The 19007-nt window shown below is 64.5% G+C and carries 11 protein-coding genes; 5 read left to right on the top strand and 6 right to left on the bottom strand.

What is annotated here, in order from left to right:
• From VA602_RS00405 to VA602_RS00425, 5 genes are all read right to left on the bottom strand, one after another.
• Positions 1-1536 (bottom strand): peptide transporter (locus VA602_RS00405; protein WP_323452155.1); only part of this gene is annotated, 1536 nt, incomplete at its 3' end.
• An 8-nt stretch (positions 1537-1544) separates the two neighbouring features.
• Positions 1545-4808 (bottom strand): beta strand repeat-containing protein, encoded by a 3264-nt coding sequence (locus VA602_RS00410; RefSeq protein ID WP_323452156.1) that lies wholly within the window; start codon positions 4806-4808, stop codon positions 1545-1547.
• The gene (locus VA602_RS00415) at positions 4705-5718 is read right to left on the bottom strand and encodes a filamentous hemagglutinin N-terminal domain-containing protein (protein ID WP_323452157.1); all 1014 of its coding nucleotides are present in this window, start codon (positions 5716-5718) and stop codon (positions 4705-4707) included. The genes VA602_RS00410 and VA602_RS00415 overlap by 104 nt, the downstream gene beginning before the upstream one ends.
• A gap of 10 nt (positions 5719-5728) precedes the next feature.
• On the bottom strand, positions 5729-8761 hold the full coding sequence (locus tag VA602_RS00420) for a porin (protein WP_323452158.1): 3033 nt from the start codon (positions 8759-8761) through the stop codon (positions 5729-5731).
• Positions 8762-8802: 41 nt separating this feature from the next.
• Positions 8803-9819: a hypothetical protein gene (locus tag VA602_RS00425; RefSeq protein ID WP_323452159.1), complete on the bottom strand. Its 1017-nt coding sequence runs from the start codon at positions 9817-9819 to the stop codon at positions 8803-8805.
• A 287-nt stretch (positions 9820-10106) separates the two neighbouring features.
• Here VA602_RS00425 and VA602_RS00430 point away from each other — a divergent pair, with 287 nt between their 5' ends.
• From VA602_RS00430 to VA602_RS00445, 4 genes are all read left to right on the top strand, one after another.
• Entirely contained in the window at positions 10107-11699 is a 1593-nt protein-coding gene (locus VA602_RS00430) for an argininosuccinate lyase (protein WP_323452160.1), read from the top strand.
• A 1158-nt stretch (positions 11700-12857) separates the two neighbouring features.
• Positions 12858-13106 carry a hypothetical protein gene (locus VA602_RS00435; RefSeq protein WP_200603058.1) on the top strand — a complete coding sequence of 83 codons (249 nt, stop codon included), beginning with the start codon at positions 12858-12860 and terminating at the stop codon, positions 13104-13106.
• Between the two features lie 13 nt (positions 13107-13119).
• A complete protein-coding gene (locus VA602_RS00440; RefSeq protein WP_153774136.1) occupies positions 13120-13359 on the top strand; it encodes a DUF3077 domain-containing protein in 240 nt (79 codons plus the stop codon).
• Positions 13360-13531: 172 nt separating this feature from the next.
• Positions 13532-16438, top strand: a complete 2907-nt coding sequence (locus VA602_RS00445) for an RHS repeat-associated core domain-containing protein (protein WP_323452161.1) — start codon at positions 13532-13534, stop codon at positions 16436-16438.
• Positions 16439-16531: 93 nt separating this feature from the next.
• Here the strand turns inward: VA602_RS00445 and VA602_RS00450 are convergent, their stop codons facing one another.
• Positions 16532-17746 carry a cation:dicarboxylate symporter family transporter gene (locus VA602_RS00450; RefSeq protein WP_323452162.1) on the bottom strand — a complete coding sequence of 405 codons (1215 nt, stop codon included), beginning with the start codon at positions 17744-17746 and terminating at the stop codon, positions 16532-16534.
• Positions 17747-17847: 101 nt separating this feature from the next.
• Between VA602_RS00450 and VA602_RS00455 the strand changes: the two genes are divergently transcribed.
• Positions 17848-18795 carry a LysR substrate-binding domain-containing protein gene (locus VA602_RS00455; RefSeq protein WP_065861879.1) on the top strand — a complete coding sequence of 316 codons (948 nt, stop codon included), beginning with the start codon at positions 17848-17850 and terminating at the stop codon, positions 18793-18795.
• Positions 18796-19007 lie beyond the last annotated feature (212 nt).

A 19007-nucleotide genomic window follows, 5' to 3' on the forward strand; every position in this document is an offset into this window, starting at 1 on the left:
CGGAAACGGACTGAGGAACAGGTCGCAACGGTCGAAGGTGTCCAGGTACTGCGCATAAGGCTGGTGCGGGTGCACTACGGCATCCGGGACATAGCGGCGGATCAGGCGCTGCAGCTGCGGATAGAGCAACCCCTGCGCCTGGCCGATGAGAAAGTGCAGGCGCACGTGGCGGCCATGGCGCTCGCGGCTGCGCTCGACGATCTGCTGGCAGGCCTGGAGAAATTTCGGGTTGAGCTTCATGGTGGTGGCCGCCACGGCAATGGCGACCTCGTGGCTGTCGAGGCGTTCGCGGGCACCGAGCCTGACCTCGATCGCCGAGGGGCGGTACGGCTGGCCGTCGCTGGGCAACAGCAGCAGGCGCTCGCTGAAGCACGCCGGGTCGCCGACGAAATCCTCCTCGACGCTGATGTAGTCCACATGCCGCGAGCCGGTGGTCGCCGGGTGCCCGAGCGCGGCCACCTGCAACGGTGCCAGGCGCAGGTTGGCGACGAACAGGGTGAGCGGGAACATGCCGACACTGGGCATGTACAGCACTTGCGGGCGCGCTTGTTCAGCGAGGCTGCGCACCTGGCGCACGCAGGCGAGCAGGTCGTCCGGGGCCTTGAGTTCGATGAAGCGGTCGAACACCTTGCGCCCCAGTTCGTCGACATTGCTGGCATAGCCGACTGCCCACAGCTCGAAATGCTCACGGGCCGCTTCCAGGGTGCGCGAGTGGGTGCGGTAGATCGAATGAGCACCGGAAAACCATTCCAGCACCACCAGCATGCGCGGCTTGCCTTGGCGCGTGCTGGCTGGCGCAGGCAGCGAGGCGATGCCTTCGGCGTCCAGCTTGCGCTCGATCAGGCGGCAGATCGAACGCTTGATGCGGTGGCGCTGCGGCAGGTCAGCGTAGCTGCAGTGCATGTACACGTCGTGGATGATCGCCAGCGGCAACTGATCGAGGCTGTCGAGGCTGTCCAGCCGTTCGGGCAGCCAGGCCAGCAGCGCCTCGCGCTTGGAGTGCGCCGCAGGCGTGCCGAGAAAGCGCGGCGACAGCAGGGCCATGAACAGCGCTATCGCCAGTTGCGGGTTCTGCGTCCACAACAGTTCCACATCCAGCGGCAGCTGCGACTCCGGCGAGTAGAGGATGCAGAACTTCACCCGTTGCTCCGGCGCCACTTCGAAGCGCTGGCTGCCCTGGCCGTGCAGGTTGAGGGTGCGCAGGATGTGGTCGGCGTTGATGAAGGCGCTGGCGGCGAACAGCGCCGACAGCCAGCGCTGGAAGTTGATCAGCTGGTCGAAGCCACCGGGGCTGATCTGGAACTGCGGATCGCTGAACAGCGCGCTGATCGCGCAGGTCAGGCGCGTCATCACGTGGGCTTCGAGTTCGTCCTCGGGCACTGCCGGCGACACCGACAGCCTGAACTCCCCAGACAGCTTGCCGTAGTGGCGGTCGATGATCAGCAGCAGGCGCACCAGCTCGCGCGCCGCCTCCTCGTGCTGGCGCGTGTAGCAGAGCTGTTCGAAGTGTTCCAGCGCGAACGGGGTCTGGTTCATGGCGGGCCTCAGTCTTGCGCGAGCGTGTCGTCGCCGAGCAGGGCCAGGTCCAGGTGGATCTGGTCGAGCTGCGGCTGCAACGGCGTTTGCCGGTAGTCAGGGTAGAGCACCTGGCTCCAGTTGGCGTTGGCCATCTGTTTTTGCTGGTAGCCACGCACATCGGCGCTGCTGCGCTCGAGCAGCGTGGCGTTGACCAGCCCGCCCAGGCGCTGCACCACCGCGCCGCCGTTGGCGGTGAGGGTGGTGCTGTCGCTGCTGTGGACGATATAGGCGCCGCTGTCGCTGTCGGCATCGATCAGCAGCACACCGTCGTCGACCTGCAGCAGGTTGCTGCCGCTGGCGAAGTTCAGCGCCGTGCCACTATCGCTGCGGGCGGTGAGGGTCAGGTTGCCGTGGCCAGCGGCGATCAGGCTGTTGGCACCGCTGCCCGAGCCGTTGAAGGTGATGCCGGTGGCGCCGTTGCTGCCGGTGCCGCTCAGGCTGATATCGCCACCTGCCGACTGGATCATCACACCATTGGGCCCGGTGCGCAGGAACACGCCGTTGCCGTTGGCGCCGCCGTCGCTGCGCCCGTTCAGGCTGATGGCGCCATCCTGGGTGGCGATGGTGACCGAGCTACCGGCGCTCGAAGGGTAGAAGTGGATGCCGTTGGCCTGCTGCGAATAGCCCTGGAGGCTGATCGAGCCGCTGCCGGTGGCGCGCAGGTCGGTCTGCCCGGTGAGCATGCTGATGCCATGGGCAGCGACCGCGCTGCCGTCGAGGCTGAGGGTGCCGTTCTCGACGCTCAGGCGGTTGATGCCACTGCTGTAGAAATCGATGGCATCGCCTGCGGCGGTGGCGCGGCCGACCAGGCTGACGTTGCCGGAGCCGGTGGTCTGGATGATGTTGGTGACGCTGAGCAAGGCGATGCCGTGGTCCAGTTCGTCGTTGTTGGGCGAGTGGAAGTGGCCATCGAGCAGGATGTTGCCGCCGTTGGAGCTGATGCGGTTGGTCGAGGCGGTGCCGCTGCCGCCCAGGGCGATGGCGTCGGAGGTGCCGACCGAGTCGCCACGCAGGGTGATGTTGCCAGTCCCTGTGGTGATGGCTACGCCGCGCGAGCTGCCGGTGGAGTTGAGGAAGATGCCGTAGCCGCCCCAGCTGTTGCTGCTGGTGCCGCTGATCAGCACATCGCCGCTGTCGCTGCCCAGGTCGATGGCGGCGCCACGGCCGGATGGCGCGATGTCGACGCCGCGCCCCGAGGCGCTGGTGCCTTCCAGCACCAGGTTGCCGCTGGCGCTGTTGACGCGGATGTTCGAGTAGTCGCCGCTGGCATCCAGGTAGAGCGCACGGAACGAGCCGGAGCCGGTGTTGATCACCGCGTTGTCGGCCTTGAGCCGCACATCGCCGGCGCTGCTGGCGATGTTGATGCGTGAACCTGGTGTGTTGGCGTTGCCGTTGCCCGCCGCGATCAGCGCCAGGGCCGGGGTGCTGCCGCCGGTGGTGTTGCCTTCGACGGTGATGTCGCCAGCGCTTGTCAGGTTGATCGAGGCGCTTGCGCCGGTGACGTTGAGCGCGGTGCCGTAGCTGCCGCCGCTGTCGCCACCGAGCACGATGCGCCCGCCGTTATCGCCGCGCAGGTTGACCGCCCCGGTGCCGGAGGCGGCCACATACAGGCCGCGGTTGCTGGCGCTGCTGCCCTTGACCGTGAGCGTACCGCTGGCCACCGAAAGATTCTGCGTGGAGCCTGCGGCGGTGGAGCAGACCAGCACACCGAAACCTGAAACGGCATTGCCGCTGAGGGTGACATTGCCCGCGCCGCGGGCGGCGATGTTGTTGCTGGTGCTGAACACCCGCGCGCCGTTGCCGCCGCCGAGGTTGTCGGCGCTGATGGCGATCGAGCCTGCGCCATCGGTGAGCAGGTTGCTGCCGCCGGTGAGGATGAAGGCATCGCCTGTGCCGCTGGTGCTGGCCTGGCGGGCAATGATGTTTATGTTGCCGCCACCGGCATCCAGGGTACTGCCGGAGATGTTCACCGCCGTGGCGCTGGCGCCTGATGCCAGGGTGCTCGAGGTCGCGCCACGAAGGCTGATGTCGCCGCCGTTGGTGGTGATCCGCGTGCCGTTGCTGATGGCCACGCCCGTGCCGTTGCTGACGTTGGTGCTGGCGTAGCCATTGACCGGGTCGGCCGCGCTGCCGAGGGTGAGGTTGCCGCCGTTGGTGTTGATGGTGGCGTTGTTCAGGGCGATGGAACCGTTGCCGCTGTTGTTGAAGTTGGACAGCATCGAGACGTTCAGCGACTTGCCGTCGGCATTGCTGATGCTGGTGCCGTTCATGTTGACGTTGCGGTGGGCGATCAGTGTCAGGCTGGCATTGCCTCGGGCCTTGACGTTGTCCAGGACGTTGATGTCACCGGAGGTGCCCGCCCCGGAAGAGGTCTGCACGATGATATTGGCGCCTTCGCTGAGCGAAGCGTTGAGCGTCGCCGAGCTGAGGTTGGAGCTGCGCCCGGCGTTGGGGGTGAAGGGGCTGCTGCTGGAGGTGCCATTGCTGGCACCGCTGGTGATGTTGATGTTGAACGGATCGAGCAGCCAGGTGCCGCCCTGGCCGGACGCTGCGGCCAGGTTGACCAGGCCGGTGACGTCCAGCGCGTTGCCGGAGGTCTCGACCAGCCCGCCCTTGCCGGCGCCGGCGCCCGTGGCGCTGATCACCCCTTCGAAGCGGGTGCTGTCACGCGACCAGAGGATGACCTTGCCACCGTCGCCGTCGCCCAGTGCGTTGGCCTCGATGCGCGCATCCTCGCCCATGTAGGTCGCCGTGGCCTGGTGCAGCGGGCCGCTGCCCTGGTAGTCGCCGCCCAGCAGCACGGTGCCACCGCCGGTGCTGCCGGAGGCATCGATGCGGCCTTGCTCGAACAGGCCGACGTATTCGCCGGTCAGGGTCACATTGCCGCCATGCTCGCCTGCGCCACGGCCGGAGGCGTCGATCACCCCGCTGTTGGCGACCACGCCGTTGTCGCCGCCGTCCAGGACGATCCGGCCGTTGCGCTGCTGCAGGCTGCGCGCCTCGATCACGCCTTCGTTGTTGACCACGCTGCCGACCATTGCATCGCTGGTGCGTGCGCTCATCAGCACGGTGCCGCCATCGGCCTGCAGCAGGCCGCGGTTGGCGACGCTGGCGCCGACCGCAGCTTCATCGACCTGCAGGTTGATCAGGCCGTCGCCGTTGTAGTCGAGGGTCATCTTCTCGCCGCCGCCGAGCACCACCGAGCCCATGCGTGCGATCACCGCGCCCATGCTCGCCTGCGCCACGGCCGGAGGCGTCGATCACCCCGCTGTTGGCGACCACGCCGTTGTCGCCGCCGTCCAGGACGATCCGGCCGTTGCGCTGCTGCAGGCTGCGCGCCTCGATCACGCCTTCGTTGTTGACCACGCTGCCGACCATTGCATCGCTGGTGCGTGCGCTCATCAGCACGGTGCCGCCATCGGCCTGCAGCAGGCCGCGGTTGGCGACGCTGGCGCCGACCGCAGCTTCATCGACCTGCAGGTTGATCAGGCCGTCGCCGTTGTAGTCGAGGGTCATCTTCTCGCCGCCGCCGAGCACCACCGAGCCCATGCGTGCGATCACCGCGCCTTCGTTGCGCACCTCGCCGCCGAGCAGGGCAACGCTGCCACCGTCGGCGGCGCGCAGGGTGCCCTGGTTGATCACCGCGCCGCGCTGGCCGTCACCCTGGAAGCGCAGGCGACCGGCCTTGAAGTCGTCGTCGTTGATATCCAGGGTACTGGCGACCAGGCCGCCGACATTGACCGACGCACCGTTGCCGAACAGCACGCCGCTGGGGTTGATCAGGTACACCTGGCCGTTGGCGTTGAGCTGGCCGAGGATCTGCGAGGCGTCGCTGGCGGTCACCCGGTTCAGTGCGACCGCCGAGGCGTTGGGCTGGTGGAAGTTGACCTGGGCGTCCTTGCCGATGTTGAAGCGCTCCCAGGTGGCGATCAACTGCTGGCTGTTCTGGGTCACGTCCAGCACATTGCCGGCCTGGCTGATGCCGCCGCTGCCGGAGGTGATCTGGCCGTTCGTTGGCAGGGCGCCTGCGTCCAGCGCCATGGCGTGCTGCGGCATCAGGCCGTGCACGGCGCAAAGTACCGCGAGGGCCAGGGGTTTGAGTGTCGGTCGTTGGCGACGACGGGAAGGGGTGGCGTGCATGGTCGTCTCCTCAGAACGAATAGTTGAAGCCGGTGCCGATGGCGTTGATCGTGGTGCCCACGCCCGGCGAGTAGCCGCTGGCGGCAAAGGCGCCGACCACGGCGAAGTTGTAGTTGGCCAGCGATTCGTTCTGCAGCAGCACGTAGTGGGCGAAAATCTCGCTGTTGCGGCTCAGGCGATAACCCACGCCCAGGGCGTACTGGCGTGCACCCATACCACTGGTGTCGCACTGATAACCGGCGGCCGAGATCATCTTGCAGTCGCCGGCCAGGGCGCGGGCGTAGCTGGCACGCAGGCGCCAGGCGCCGAGGCGGTGGCTGACGCCGAGCATGTAGGCGCGACGCTTGTAGTCGGACAGGTCGCTGACGTTAAGGCTGTTGTTCACCACGCCGTCCTCGGCGTAGTGCAGTTCGTCGGCCACCAGCGACAGCTGGGTATTGCCGATCTGGTAGCCCAGGCCCAGGCGGTAGCTGTAGTCGTTGGACGAGGTGCCGTCGGTGACATGGGTGTTGCTGCCGACCCCACGCGAGTTGCGGCCAAGGCTGGCGATGCCGAAGTAGTCGACATGGCGCTCGGCCGCAGCCACTGCGGTGAAGCCACCGTTCTGGTAGGTCAGGCTGCCGCCATAGAGGTAGCCGTTGTCGACGTCTTCGGCGGCGCGGGTGCCGTTGTTGGAGTAGGCCAGCTTGAGCGTCAGGCCGTTCCACTCCGGCGACCACCAGGCGACCATGCCGGACTGGCGCCGGTTGAACGCGGCATCGGAGCTTTCGCTGCTGTCGGCCCTGCTGGCTGGGCCGTTGACGTTGCTGGCCATGCTGACGTTGAAGCCCGGCGAACCGATGATGTTGTAGTAGGCGCCAGCGGTCTTGCCGTTGAACGGATCGAGGTTGGTGGTGCTCTCCTTGAGCGGCATGTCCCAGACCCCGTAGAGCAGGGTGCCGTAGCGGTCGTCGTCGAAGGCCACGGCGGAGTTGCGCAGGCGGGTGTTGGGCGAAATCGACTTGGGCGCGGTTTCGTCGCCCGACAGCGTGTAGTTGACCGAGATGCCGTATTCGAGCTGCCACAGGAAGCGCGAGGTGTCGTTGATCGGGATACCGGCACGGGCACCGACATAAGAAACGTTGTCGCGGGCACGCAGATAGCTGTTCATGTTGCGCCCGTTGGGCGTGGCCAGTTTGCTCTGGTCGGCGGGGGCGGCGCGGGTCGAGTCGCGCCGATCGACGTACTCGGGCACCAGGCCCAGCGAGCCGTAGAGGGTCAGCTCGGTGCTCTTGTCACGAAAGTCCTCGCGGGTGCCGAGGTCTTTGGCCAGGCCCGCGAAGGCCTGCGGCGAGCCGCTGACCGAGAGCCAGAAACGCTTGGCGTCGCGCTCGTCGCTGGTCGGATCGTCGCCATTGGAGAAGGCCAGGCTGGCGTTCATCACCAGGTCGCGGTGATAGATGTTCAGGCCCACGCCGTAGCCGTGGCGGCTGAGGTTGTTCTCGCTGTCGTCCCAGGGCTTCTTGTTGACCTTCACCCGCCCCGCATCGGCGAACAGCGCACCTTCGGCGATGGCGCCATGGATGTTGCCCAGGTACTTGCGCAGCTCGACCCGGCCGAGCAGGCCTTCGTCGCCGGCCGCTTCGCCGACCCCGTAGGCGCGCACGCCGTTGGGGCCGCCGAGGTTGAATTTCTCCGAGCTGTCGAGGTTCTTGTCAGCCCACTGACCGCTGATGGCGGCATACAGCGAGTAACCACCGCCGAGCGCCTGCAGGCGGCTGAACGACAGGGTGCCCTTGTGGTAGGTGCCGGCGGCCTCGGCGGTCAGCGCGTCGAGGGCTGCGTCGAGCGGGGTGTTCTTGTCCAGGTGGCCGATGCCATAGCCCAGGCTCCAGCGGTTGCTGCCGGCCCAGCCGTCACGCCAGTCGCCGTAAAGGGTCAGGCCGCGGAACACGGCGCTCTTGCGCACCTCGAAGGCGCCAGCGGCGTCGTCGAAGTAACGGTGTTCCTGGGCCAGGTTCAGGCCGATGTTGGCGTCGCGGCTGCGCAGCAGCGAGGCATCGACGAACAGTGCCGAAACCTCGGCGCTGCCGCTGGCGTTGGCGGTCTTCAGGCCCTTGCCGATGCTGTAGTCCATCTCGGCGTAGCTGGCGCCGACGCTGATGCCGCTGGCACCCAGCGGCAAGCGCATGCCCACGCCCTTGATATCCAGGCCCTCGAAGCTGGCCTGGTTGTTGAAGTACAGGCTTTCGCCGAAGCCGAAGGCGTCGTTGAGGCTGACGTTGGTGCTCATCCGGTTGCTGCCGGTGTAGTAGTTGCCGTAGTTGTCGAAACTGACCCGGCCGGTCCAGGCAGTCATCTCGCTCAACTTCAGTACGATGTCGGCGGCGCCCGGCTGGCGCGAGGGTTGCAGAACCGCGCGCACGGAAACACCGGCAATATCGGAGAGGCGCAGCAGTACGCGCTCCATGTCCTGCTCGCGAATCACGCTGCCGCTGGGCAGTGCGTCGACGAAACGCTGCTGCATGCCGGCATTCAGGCGCACACCCGGGCCCGGCTCGGTGCGCACCGTGCCGACCTTGCCCTCACGCACCTCGAGGGTGACCACGCCGCCTTCGATTTCCTGCGGCGGCAGGTAGGCGCGGGCCACCAGGTAACCGCGGCTGCGGTACAGCGCGGTGACTCGGTCGGCGGCGGCGCGCAAGCCGTTGAGGTCGAGTTCGCGGCCGAGGTCGTTCTGCAATTCCTGTTGCAGGCGCGATTCGCTGATCTCGCGGTGGCCGGTGAGCTTGAAGGCCGTGACCTTGAAGCTGAACGACGGGCCCGCCTGGGTAGTGCCCTGGGCCTGGCGCTGGTCGTCCTCGGCCTCGATGCGCACGCTGCCTTGGGGCTGCTGGCTGCGCTGCGCCGGGCGCAAGCTGTCGCGGTTGGTGTCGAACAGTGAGCCGGCGCTGGGCAGGGTTTCACCCTGGGCCTGGCCGGCGAGCACGGCGGCGGTGAGTAACGTCAGGGCGCGCGGGTGCAACGCCCGGCGCACGGAGGCGGCGAGATAAGTCCGGGTCATGGCAGATTCTTTTGTTGTTTTTGTAGGAAGTGCGAACGGCGTCAGCGGGTCGGGAACAGGGTCCTGGCAACGCTTTTCGCGGCGAACAGGCGGGCGGCGTTATGGCCGACCTTGCTGACCTGGAATTGCAGGTGGTCGATGGGGGTGTGCCATTTCTGCGCGAGGAAGGCTTCGTAGCGCAGGTAGTTGAGCTGACGCTCGACACGGGTATCGCCCTGCATGGCAGCGCCACAGGCGCGGTCCATGACTCGGTCGTCGGGCTTGTTGTCGAGCTCGCCGACCATGTAGGTCAGGTTGCGTGCGGCATAGCGCTGGAACACCTGGGTGGCGTTCAGGCCCTGGCGGGTGAAGTACGCCGGTGCCCGCTCCAGGCCATAGCGGTACTGGTTGTAGCTTGGGCACATGACCGTGAGCACCGGCTTGAAGGCGCCGTCCTGCACGCGGTTGTCGTCCAGGTAGAGGTAGGACGAGGGGCTCGACACCACGTAGCGCACCTGGATGCCGCTGGCGCGCAGGCGTTGGTCGCCGTCGCCGAGCAGGGTGTAGCGCTGCATCAACTGACCACCGGCGGAGTGACCGATGAGCACGATTTCCTTCAATGCAGGGAAATGCTGGCGGTTGCCGAGGTAGGCGAGCAGGTCGTCAAGCACGGTGAAACCGGCGATACCGGCGCGCCCGCTCTGCGACTCGGCGCCATGCATCCACTTGTCTTTCGGCCACAACGGCATGTCGTCACCGGCACGGCGGTCGCTGGGGGTGAGGAAGTTGGGCGCCAGCAGCAAGGTGTCGCTGGCGCTGAAACCCGCGTTTTCCAGCAGCTTTTCGCCGCTGTCGTAATAGTCGTTGGCGTTGCGGCGCACCCCATGCAGCAGCACCACGGCGCGCTGCACGGGCAGGCTGGCACGCTGCAGGTCGTTGTTAGCGAAGGCAAGGAAGTTGTAGGGGGCAGTGTCGCCCAGGCGCAGGGTCTGGGGGGCAGCGACGGCCTGGACGGCCAGCAGGCTGGCGGCCAGGAGCAGCAGGGAGCGGGCGAATGTGCGCAGGACGTGATGCGGCATGTAACCACCTCGCAAGAGTGCGGTGCCGGTCGTATCCCGTGGCGGTGTGTGGGGATCGGCCGGTTTGATTGGAGTTATGGCGCCGATCCTAGCAGCGGTTTTTGCCGAGATAAAATATCTTGAATCGAGTGTCTTGATATCTTGAAAGTATCAAGTTGCCATCGACGCTCTCCATACTAGAGAGATATTGGTCGCATATTTTTAATATATTTTTAATCTTCCAAACCCGCCGCTAGCATCCCGCCATGTTCGCCCCTCCTGAGCGACACATTCGCGGAACCGAAACCATGACAACAAGAAAGACCCCGCTCTACCTGGCCATTGCCTACGCCTTGTTCGCCGCTGCCACGGCCCAGGCCGCCAACACTGCCGACCTGCCGTGCAAGACCACCGCCGAATGCGCCGAGCAGGCGCGCAAGATCGGCGCCACCGTCGACAAGTCCGCGCTCAAGGGGGGCCAGCAGGAAAGCCAGTTCGACTGGCTCAACCGCATCAACAAGGCCTCCATCGTCATGCTCACCGAGCAGGGCATCGTGCCAGCCGACCAGGGCAAGGTGATTGCCGGCGGCGTGCGCTATGCCATCGACCAGGCCAAGCAGCCCGACGGCAAGCGCCCCAGCGATGTGTTGCAGCTCGAGCAGGTGATGATCGACAAGATTGGCCCGCAGGCTTCGTTGATCCACTCCGGGCGCAGCCGCCAGGACATGTACGCCACCTATCGCCTGGCCTCGCTGCGCGCCGAAGTGCTGGACTACAGCGACGCCCTGAACGCCACCCGCCAGCGTCTGCTCAAGCTGGCCTCGGTCAACGTCGACACTCTGGTGCCGGCCTACACCAACGGCGTGCAGGCCATGCCGATCAGCTACGCCCACTACCTGCTGGCCTATGAGGCGTCGTTCCAGCGCGATGCCCAGCGCATTCACGACCTCTATGCGCGCCTGAACCTGAGCCCGATGGGCACCGCGGTGCTGGCCAACTCCGGTTACCCGCTCAACCGCGAGCGCCTGGCAACGCTTTTGGGCTTCGATGGCCTGCGTGAGAACTCGCTGGATGCCAGCCAGGTGTCGACCTACGACATTCCGCTGGAGGCTGCGAGCATTGCCTCGTCGTCGGCCATTCGCGTGGGCGCGATCATTGGCGATATCCACACCCAGTACCACCAGACCCGCCCGTGGCTGCTGCTCGACGAGGGTTCGACCTACACCAGCAGCGCCATGCCGCAGAAGCGCAATCCAGGCCTGCTGATGCGCACCCGCGAGTCGGCCTCCGATGTGGTCGGGCTGGCCAACGCCACCACGGTGCGGGCGCATAACGTCACCACCGGTATGACCGACTACAAGGCCGCATTCGACGACCTGGGGCTGTTCAAGTCGGCCAACGAGATGTTCGAGCGCATGGACCTGGTGCTCGATGCGCTGCAGATCAACGCTGCCCGCGCCGAAGAGGAGCTGGACGCCGACTGGACCACGTCGATGGAGCTGGCCGACACCCTGGAGCGCCAGCACCACGTGCCGTTCCGCATCGGTCACAGCTTCGCCTCGCTGATCGTCGAGAAGGCCCGTGCCGAGGGCACGCTGCCCAAGGACTTCGCCTACGCCGATGCCCAGGCGCTCTACACCCAGGCAGCGAAGGAGTACAAATGGCAGGACGACCAGCTGCCGCTGAGCGAGGCCGCCTTCCGCGCCAGCCTGTCGCCGCGCGCGATGGTCGAGAGCCGCCAGGGTACTGGCGGGCCACAGCCGAACGAAGTGCGGCGCATGCTGATGGAAGCGGGCAAGCGCCTGGCGGCGGACCAGGACTGGATGAAGCTGCACCGGCAGAAGCTGGTGGATGCCGATGCGGCGCTGGACAAGGCGTTCGACAAGCTTGCTGGGCAGTAACAACGACGCAATCGTGTGGCAACTGCTTGCTCAAAACTCTAAGGCCTGCCCAATCCCTGTAGGAGCGGGCTTGCCCGCGAACACGGGCGTAGCCCGTGCCAGGCAGCGCGGTGCATGGCACCGGCTGTGCCGGTGTTCCCGGCGGTTCAAGGTTGCTTGGGAATTATCCTGCGCGTCTCGCAGCCGTTTCTCTGTTGTTGAAGATAAGCATCGGGACTAATTTCCCAGGGGCGCCCATATGGGGACCGGGTGTGAGAGCTATGCCTTTTGCGTAGAGGCTGGCAGGTGCTTGCCGAAAGCTTTTCAGCGCCTATGAGATCGAGCGCCGCCCGCGCGGCGCTTCGCGGGCAAGCCCGCTCCTACAGTTTGTTTCGGGCCAATGAATCCTGTGGCATTTTCGCGTGACCCCTTTGGCGCACGGCGCGTTACCGAGTCGTACACACCAGGCGTCGAGCGCCTATGGCACAGGCATAACTGGCCCGAAACAAACTGTAGGAGCGGGCTTGCCCGCGAAGCGCCGCGCGGGCGGCGCTCGATTTCAAAGGCGCTGAAAAGCTTCAGGCAAGCACCTGTCAGCCCTCACGCAATCACATGCGAACACCTTGAAAGGGATGGGTGTGAGAACCCGCTATCCATTTGCACTTCAACGGCTGTCATGGCAGCTGTGCGTGGGCAGGCTTACGCCTGGCCGGCTGATTGATCTCTATGGACCGGTCTCTCACCCCACGTAACAGCTGCCACCCATCTGGCAGCGGGCTTGCCCGCGAAAAGTACACCACGGTGTATGGCACCGGCTGTGCCGGTATTCGGGGCGGTTCGACGCCCCGCCGAGCGACCTCAGAAAATTCCGAATCTCGCCGGCATCCCTTCAGTTCAAGGTTGCTTGGGAATTATCCTACGCGTCACGCAGCCGTTTCTCTGTTGTTGAAGATAAGCATCGGGACTAACTTCCCCGGGTCGCCCATATGGCGACCGGGTGTGAGAGCCCGCTATACAACACCGAGTAACGCTGTCATGGCAGCTGTGCGTGGGCAGGCTTTATGCCTGGCCGGCTTTTGCTCTGTGTTGGTCCGGTCTCTCACCCCACCACAGCTGCCACCCTATCCTGTGAGAGGGATGGAGTAGTCGGCTTTCGACAACTCAACACAGGGCAACACCATGAAAAAGATCGTCCCCGATCCACCCCGCCTCAAGCTCATCAATACTCCCTACTTCTCCATCCACGCCGACCTGATTCCCCCGGACGCCCTGGCTCATGCCAGCGAGCTGCTGCGGGGCGTCAGCGAGACCCTCGACGAACACTGTCGCTCCGTGGCCGGTGCTCCCGGTCTGAACATGCTCGCCAACGCCGCGCATGCCGCCGAAACAGCGCGGGCCTTGATCGAACACGCCCTCAAACGGATGTGATGGAGGTTTGTCCATGAATGAAAACACCACGCCAGGCATCGCCACGGCCCTCGGGATGTTCCGCGTACAACCCGGTATTCCCGTGGATCAGGCATTCGACGAAGTGTCGTTGCTGCTCGGTTGCGTGCGCGATCTGAGCCAGGGCAGTGACGAGGACATCGCCCCTGCTGCCCTGACGGCATTGAGGTATCTCAGCGCGATGGCCAAGGCTTTGCTGAACGACCTTGAGGTGGCCAGAAACCAGGAGGTCTGACTGCAGGCCTGCTCCCACTGGGAGGGTTGCTGACCGGCCCGCTTGTTGACCCATCACCTGATAAATCTGTCAGTTTCGCGGACAGTGAGGCGTCTCTAATATCACCGAACAGCTTGCGAAGCATGGCTCAAGGCGGCTCGTATTTCCCGCATCACAGATAATGGTGGGCAACATGGATGCGCCAGTGGTGCACGCAGGTACTCCTGGGGGCCGGGTGATCGATAGTCGCGGTTTGGATGTACGCGATATCGCTGGCTATCGCCATCCGACGCTGGCGCAGGCCTTGGCCTGGCGTATCACCCGTCACAGGCATGATGCCGTCAGCCGTATCAGCGAAAGTCGTGATCCGCGCCTGCATGCCGAGGGGCGGGTGAACTTCGCGTGGCAGTCCTCGTTGGGCGGTGTCATTGTGCGCACCCAGAGTGTCGACGCCGGTATTTGCCTGCGCCTGAATGATGTGCAAGGCCGACCGCTGTTGGCGCTGAGTCGGATCCGGCTGGGCGAACGGGGTGACGAAGGTGTTGGCGAGGCGGTGGTGGACCGCTTTCATTACGAGCCTGCGAATCTGCCCGGCCGTCTGCTGGGCGTCACCGAGCAGATCATTGCGGGGGCCGTGCGTTGCAGCGAACGGCTGACTTATGCAGAGCCAACCCAGGACAGTAGAGACCGCAACCTGGCGGGGCTATGCAACCGTCACTACGACCCGGCTGGATTGTTGCAGTTGGACGAGGTCGCGTTGACGGGCGACCCCCTGGTTTCTCGTCGACGCTTGCTGGCATTCGCGGATGATGCAAACGCACAGGCCGACTGGCAGGGCGAAGACGCCTCGGTGTGGGAGGTGCTGCTGGCGCCGCCGGGCCAGGCTTATGTCAGCCACACGACGCGGGACGCGACAGGCCTTCCCGTGAGTGCGACAGATGCCTGCGGCCACAGGCAGCGTCTGGCGTATGACTTGGCCGGGCATTTACTGGGCAGCTGGCTCACGCTGCAAGGCAGACCTGAGCAGCCGATTGTCGCGGCGTTGCACTACTCGGCTGGCGGACACAAGCTGCATGAAGCGCATGGCAACGGCATCAGCACCAGGTTCACATTCGATCCCCGCAGCCTGCGCCTGACGGGGATTCTGGTGCAGCGTCCGGCCACTTCTCCTTCCGGTGCTCGTACCCTGCAGCACCTGCGTTACAGCCATGACCCAGTGGGCAATGTGCTGCGTGTGCGCAACGAGGCCGAGGCCGCACGCTACTGGCGCAACCAGAAAGTCATGGCCGAGGGCACCTACGTCTACGACAGCCTGTATCAATTGGTCGAGGCCAGTGGCCGGGAAATGGCAGGTGCTGCTCGGCACGGCACTCGGCTGCCCGAACCTGCCGTACCGGTCGATGCGAGGGTCTACAGCCGCTACACCCGTGATTACCGCTACGACAGCGGCAACAACCTGACGCATATACACCATCGCGCGCCTGCCTCCGGCAATGGCTACAGTGTGCAACTTACCGTTTCTGACCGAAGTAACCGCGCAGTGCTGGCTCAGCCAGGACTGCTGCCCGGCGAGGTGGATGCACTGTTCGACGCTGGCGGCCACCCGTGTGCGCTGCTTCCCGGCCAACCGTTACAGTGGACTGCGCGCGGTGAGCTGTCTCGGGTTTCGCCGATTCAGCGTGACGAAGGCGCGGATGATTGCGAGTGGTACCGCTATGCGGCGAATGGCATGCGCCTGTTGAAAGTCACACAGCAGGCCTGTGCAACCCCGCGCGCAGAGCGAGTGGTGTATCTGGATGGCCTTGAGTTGCGCAGCAAGTCGGTTGCCCAGGCGGAGGGCGAGCAACTGCAGGTGATCACTGTGGCCGCTGGTGGCGGTGCCGAGGTGCGGGTATTGCACTGGTCGAGCGGCAAGCCAGCTGAGATCGAGAATGATCAACTGCGTTACAGCTATCACGACCTGATCGGTAGCAGCGGCCTGGAAGTGGATGGGCGAGGTGACGTGATCAGCCAAGAGGAGTACTACCCCTATGGCGGCACGGCGGTTTGGGCGGCGCGCAGCCGGCTCGAGGCGGGTTTGAAGACGATCCGTTATTCGGGAAAAGAGCGGGATGCGACGGGCTTGTATTATTACGGAAGTCGCTATTACCTGCCTTGGGCGGGACGTTGGTTGAGTGCCGATACGCTGGATGATGAAGGGAAAGCGGTGGATGGTTTGAATCTGTACCGGATGGTCGGGAATAACCCGATCACGCTGCATGACCCGGAGGGGCGAGAGGGGAGGACAGGATACATTTACACGCCTTTTTCGCGCGGAGATGCAGCGAAAATTGTGGCCGTTGAGAACGCCAAACGCATACAGCTGGGAAAGAGCATTCGATCAATGGCATTCGAGAATGACCAAGAACGCGAGACCTTCAAAAAATTGCTGAAAAATGAAGCCCAGCAGCTTGAGGAACTCAATGAAAGAACTCAGGGACAGATCGAACGGTTAAAGAGCAAGCGTTCGTTGACCGCTAAAGAACGTCAATATTTTGATCTATACAGTCGGAATATCATCGCTCGAAACGGGCAACTGGAAGCAATAAAATACCTGATGGCCGACCGCGGATCGAAGTTATTTAGCGAACTGGACCCTGTACGTACAAAGTTATATGTCGTGGGGCATGGCGGGCCGGGTATTAGTCGTGTTTACGCTGCTTCAAACGGCGAAAACAACAAAGGCATGTCCATGAAGAGACTGGCTCAGGAGTTTTCCGGAGGCGGATTGAACTTGAACTATGAAGATATCCGTCTAGTGCCTTGTAATAGTGCAGATGTGATTGAGCCTTCGTCATTTGAAAAGGATAGTTTGGAGCAGGCGCGTCAGCCGAAACATGACGAGAGTGCGGGAGGGCCCGGCAAGCCAGGAAAGATCTACCCACCTGCTGAGTCGCTGAGCAACGAGATGCGCGGTAAAGGGTACTCCAGGCTGACTGTGAGTGGTTATCACGGTAGAGGGATTAGCAAAAGCCAAGACGGTCATTTTTACCGCTCGCTCGGTAAGGGAGGGGCTATCCAGCGACGCTCCCAGGTCAAGCAGCAGTGGAAGAGCTACTGATCAATGTAGAGCGCTCGGGAGTTACTGCAACACAGAGTGCGGTTGATATGACTGGCCTGTGATTTTCGTGGGCGGGGCCAGGCTCAGTAGCGACTAACCCAACACCTCGCGCAACCGCCCCCGATCCACCTTCCCGTGCCACCAGGCAATCGCCAGGCACGCCACGCAATTGCCCACCACATTGGTCACCGACCGGCATTTCATCAGCCGCTCCACGCCGATCAACAAACCGATGCTCTCCAGCGGCACGATGTCCAGCACGCTCAGGGTCGCCGCCAGGGTGACGAAGGCCGAGCCGGCCACGCTGGTCGAGCCGAGCGAGGTGAACAGGCTGACCAGCACGATGGTCGCCAGCAGCGAGGGAGTCAGGTCGATATGCCCCAGCTGTGCGAGAAACAGCACCGCGACGATCAGGTACAGGCTCGAGCCATTGAGGTTGAAGCTGTAGCCGGCAGTGAGGGTCAGGCGCAGGGTCTGGCTGTCGCAACCCGCCGCTTCGAGCTTTTCCACCAGGCGCGGCAGGGCGGCCACCGATGAGCCGGTCGAGATCACCAGCAGCAGTTCTTCCTTGATGTAACCCACCAACCGGCTCAGGCGACAGCCGAGCAGGCGCATCACCAGCAGCGGCACCAGCAGCAGGTAGGCCAGACAGGCGGCGTAGGCAGCAACGACGAACTTGGCCAGGGGAATGGCGGCGTCCAGGCCGTACTTGCCGATGATGAAGGCGATGGCACCAAACGCGGCCAGCGGCGCGAAGCTGACGATCAGGCGCATGATGCGGAACATCCAGGCCATGGTCCGGTCGAGCTGGCGGGTCAGGCGTCGGCCGGTTTCGCCGCTGCGCCCCAGCAGCAGGCCACACACCAGTGCGGCCAGCAGCACCTTGAGGATCGGGCTTTCTTCCAGTGAGTCGAGCAGCAGGGTCGGCAGGCGCGAGAGCATCGGACCGTCGCCGGCCAGCAGCGGCACCGACCACACATGGCTGGAGCTTTCCAACCCTGCGCCAGGGCGCAGCAGCAAAGCCACCGCCAGTCCAATCAGCAGCGAAAGCAACGACATCAGTTGCCAGTAAGCCATGGCCTTGAGGCCGAGGCGGGCGGTGGCGCGGTAGTCACTCAGGGCGGCGGTGCTGGAGCAGACCAGGATGAACATCACCACCGGGGCACAGACGCCGATGATGGAAATGAACAGGTCACTGAGCGGCTTCATCTGCACCGCCAGGTCCGGCTGCCAGACGCCCAGCAGCGCACCGGCCAGCAGTGCGAGCAGGAGCAGGGCAAGGTCTGAACGAGAGCGATTGCGGATCATCGGCAGTTTTTGTTCTTTTCCGGTTTGCCGATTCTAGCGTGAATGGTGCGAGGACTGCGCATGCGCCACAATGCTCCTCGCCACCCGCCCCCGGAGCCTGCATGGAACTTCGTCACCTTCGTTACTTCGTCATGGTCGCTCAGGAAAAGCACTTCACCCGTGCCGCCGCGCGGCTGAACATGCAGCAACCGCCACTCAGCCAGCAGATCCGCGCACTGGAACAGGAGCTGGGCTTCGACCTGTTCATCCGCCATGCCAAGGGTGTCGACCTTACCGCTGGAGGCGAGGTCTTCCTTCAAGAGGCATTGGACATCCTGCAACGGGTCGAGAACGGTGCGCAGAAGGCGGCGCGCACGGCCAAGGGCATCGAAGGCAACCTCAAGGTCGGCTTCACCAGCTCGGCGGCGTCCCATCCATTGATCCCCCGCATCATCCGGCGCTACCGCGACCTGTACCCGGACGTCGATATCGCCTTGCACGAAGGCAACGCCCGCGAACTGACCGACGAGGTGAGCGACGACAGTGTCGATATCGGCATCCTTCGCGCGCCGGTCGACCGCCCACGCGGCATCGCCTATCACCGGTTGCTCAACGAAGAACTGGTGCTGACCCTGCCGGTTGGCCATCGCCTGCTCGACAGCGGTGCGGCCATTGCCCTCAAGGACCTGGCCGACGAGCCGTTCATCCTGGTGCGCCGCCCGGGGGCGCCGGGGATGTACGCCAATTTGCTGCAGGCGTGTCGCAATGCCGGGTTCGAGCCGAAGGTGGCGTTCGAGGTCGAGCGCATGCTGACCAACGTCAGCCTGGTGGCCGCAGGTGCCGGGGTGTCGGTGGTGCCGACCTCGATGCGCGGCTTTCACGAGCACAGCGTGGCCTACCGGCCAATCCGCGACGCCCGGCCACGGCTGGCGGCGCCTATTACCTTGCTGTGCCGGCAGGACAACCCGTCGCCGCAGGCGGTGAATTTTGTGGCGTTGGCTCGGCAATTGGGCAGCGAGTTGCGCCGTGAACGACGGGAGGCCGGTGGTGGTGCGTTAGCTTCAGGCTAATGACAACGCGGCGCCTGGCTAACAAGGGCTGGGCGCTGGAAGGGTAGGGTGGTAGCAACACTGCAAGGCCTGCGGCGAAACGATTTTGGCCGACAGGCTTGTGGTGGCTGTTCCGGCCTCATCGCGGGACAAGCCCGCTCCCACAGGGGATTGGGCTGGTCTTTAGATTTTGAGCAAGACAGTTGCTCCCACAGGTGTTCCGCAGGTTTCGG

Origin of the sequence: Pseudomonas machongensis, assembly GCF_034961125.1 — a bacterium.
In the GTDB taxonomy this organism is placed as follows: Bacteria; Pseudomonadota; Gammaproteobacteria; order Pseudomonadales; family Pseudomonadaceae; genus Aquipseudomonas; species Aquipseudomonas machongensis.